A 2456-nucleotide genomic window follows, 5' to 3' on the forward strand; every position below is an offset into this window, starting at 1 on the left:
ACAGGCATCTTGCCTGTTCTTTAAATATCAACAGCCAAGATGCCTGTTCCACAAGAAAATTCAATCTTTGTGGAACAGGCATCTTGCCTGTTCTTTAAAATGGTGTCATATCTGAGTTTAATCCTTCTTGTCAAAAAACGCCGTCAGCGCGTTCCATGCAGACTTAGCCGCATCCGTCAAGCGAGTGCCGATCGACTCAATTTGCTTCACAATAAGGTGCCAATTCTTTTCAGCTTCCGTGTGAATGTGGTCAACAGCTTGTTCGATGCGATCGCGTTCGATCAATTTATTTTGTTCCACCGCTTCTCGCGCTTGTCGCACTGCTTTCAAATAAGCTTCGCGACTGACTTCGCCGGCATCTTGCACCTGCGCTTGCGCCCGCGTTTTAATCGCATCTACCACCAGCCAATTTTTCTCAGTTTCTTTTTTAATCAGCCTGACTGCTTCTGTGAATCTCTCGTGGGCGAGATCCTTATTTTCTTCGATCGCCCCGGAGGCCTTATTGACAGCTTTTAGATAAGCTTCGCGGGTGAGTTCGCCCGCTGCTTGCACTTCGGCGGTGGCGCGTTTTTTAATTGCTTCAAACAGCGCCGCAGTTTCTGCGATCGCCTCATCAGTCGCGTCGGGCATCTCTTGTTTGACGAGCTCCGTCGTTTCGATAGTTGCCTCTAAAACTGGTTCCTCGGTTACTTTTGGATCTGTCATATCAATCTTCTCCTGTGTGAGTAAACATTTTCAAAAAATCTCACAGTCCCTGGATGCCGACTTTGTAGGTGTAGCGCCAGAAGGAATTGTGGTCTTTTATACAGACTTTGTAGGTGTAGCGCCAGAAGGAATTCTGGCATTTAATAAGAACTAGGCAATTTTTGTTCCAGCTTTATCAACTTTTGTATCCGCGCTTACCTAGTTGGAATGACCTCAGTTCTATTACATTATATCTACCAAAGTTGCTCTCGTGTGTAGGATACCGCCAACTTGTAGGTACGGTTTAGCGCACTTAAATTTATGATAAGTCTCTCTACCTAAAACAACACACACCAATCAACTTGGTTTCTCATTCCAATAAAACGGACAAATTTAATAGTTTCAATTTTCCAACTGCAAATCTTCGCTATCCTCCGTATATAACAAGTGGTGACGCTTTTGAGCGTGCAGCAAAGATTGAGGAAATTCGTACTGAGATAAGAGGATATCTTCGAGCGCAATTTTCATCTGATTGGCGCAGATATGTGGCGGCACTTTGCCCCTTCCCGTACCCATGCCGGGAATAGCGATTGTTTCAATGATATGTTTGACTGGCGTTCCATCTGGGACTGAGCCAAATTTTACGAGAGTCAAAATAGCGCGGGTTGCGAGATAAACATTTACTGTTTCTCTTAAAACTGTGGGAACGCGCATAATTGGGGCCGCTATTAAATAGGGAATTTCAGCATGATCGGTGTCTACAATTTCTGCCATTCCTACTAATAGTTCGCCGTGATGTCGAGCCTGAATTAGTTTTTGCAAGCGTTCCAGAACCAGCCCTCCAAAATATTCCGAAATTTCTAACTCTAAGCCGTCGTCCATGAAACCAAAACTATTCCCCGGACTAACAATAGCATCGCATTTCACATCAAATATGGAACCGTGATGTATCTTGACATTTTCCATACTGCCGCAAGTGCTTTCCCACGCTCTAACTAAGCCATCGTCTAAGGTAGCCAGCACAATTTGCATAAATACTCTCTCTTAATTTTAATTGCGAACAGCTAGAGCGATCGCCAATTTAATCCTACAATACTTTACATAAGTCCGCTGATTTTTAAATTCATCTCAATTTCGACTAGCAAATATTTAATAGCTGTATGCTGCAAGACCCCAATCTGCGCCACCCGATCGCAATTAGTTTAGGTGCCGTTGCCGGCGCTTTGAGCCGGTATTATATCACCTTGTGGTTTGCCAATCGTTTCGGGACGGCTTTTCCCTACGGAACTTTTTTTATTAACATCACGGGTTGCTTGGCTATGGGATTTTTTATCACCCTCGCTTTTGAACGAGTGCCGACTATTCCGTCGGAAGTAAGGTTAATGGTAGCAACGGGCTTTTTGGGAGCTTATACTACTTTTTCAACTTACGGTTTAGAGACGAATGTCTTGTGGCGCGATCGAGCTTACAGCATCGCCGCTTTTTACTGGGCAGGCAGTGCCATACTAGGAGTAATTGCAGTTCAGTTAGGTATGATTTTAGCACGAATTGGCAAATAGATAAAATCGGTTTTTGCAAATAATACCCGTTAAAACAAATAATGCAACTGTAGGCAAACTCTCCACCCATACAGCCTCAGTCAGTGGATTTTAGCTCAGGATGGTTGACAATACCTACGACATCTTTTTATCACACCCTGGGAGCATCTCAGTTTTGTAAAAAGCATTTTTTTTATTGTAGTGCGAGCGTCCCCGCTCGCGTATTGTACAATA

Annotated in this window: 3 protein-coding genes; 1 reads left to right on the forward strand and 2 read right to left on the reverse strand. The window is 43.9% G+C overall.

The window, feature by feature from the left end:
- Positions 1-117: 117 nt before the first annotated feature.
- Positions 118-705 carry a hypothetical protein gene (locus tag QUB16_RS33200; RefSeq protein ID WP_333322633.1) on the reverse strand — a complete coding sequence of 196 codons (588 nt, stop codon included), beginning with the start codon at positions 703-705 and terminating at the stop codon, positions 118-120.
- 381 nt (positions 706-1086) lie between these two features.
- Complete coding sequence (locus QUB16_RS33205; RefSeq protein ID WP_333322635.1) at positions 1087-1716, reverse strand: macro domain-containing protein; 630 nt, start codon at positions 1714-1716, stop codon at positions 1087-1089.
- Between the two features lie 128 nt (positions 1717-1844).
- Between QUB16_RS33205 and crcB the strand changes: the two genes are divergently transcribed.
- On the forward strand, positions 1845-2243 hold the full coding sequence (gene crcB, locus QUB16_RS33210; protein ID WP_333151111.1) for a fluoride efflux transporter CrcB: 399 nt from the start codon (positions 1845-1847) through the stop codon (positions 2241-2243).
- Positions 2244-2456: the final 213 nt, after the last annotated feature.

Source organism: Microcoleus sp. D3_18a_C4 (assembly GCF_036702415.1).
GTDB lineage: Bacteria > Cyanobacteriota > Cyanobacteriia > Cyanobacteriales > Microcoleaceae > Microcoleus.

What these genes read in the sequence shown, in the direction of transcription:
- QUB16_RS33200 (WP_333322633.1), bottom strand. Translation starts at nt 705, where the DNA reads ATGACAGATCCAAAAGTAACCGAGGAACCAGTTTTAGAGGCAACTATC.
- QUB16_RS33205 (WP_333322635.1), bottom strand. Translation starts at nt 1,716, where the DNA reads ATGCAAATTGTGCTGGCTACCTTAGACGATGGCTTAGTTAGAGCGTGG.
- crcB (WP_333151111.1), top strand. Translation starts at nt 1,845, where the DNA reads ATGCTGCAAGACCCCAATCTGCGCCACCCGATCGCAATTAGTTTAGGT.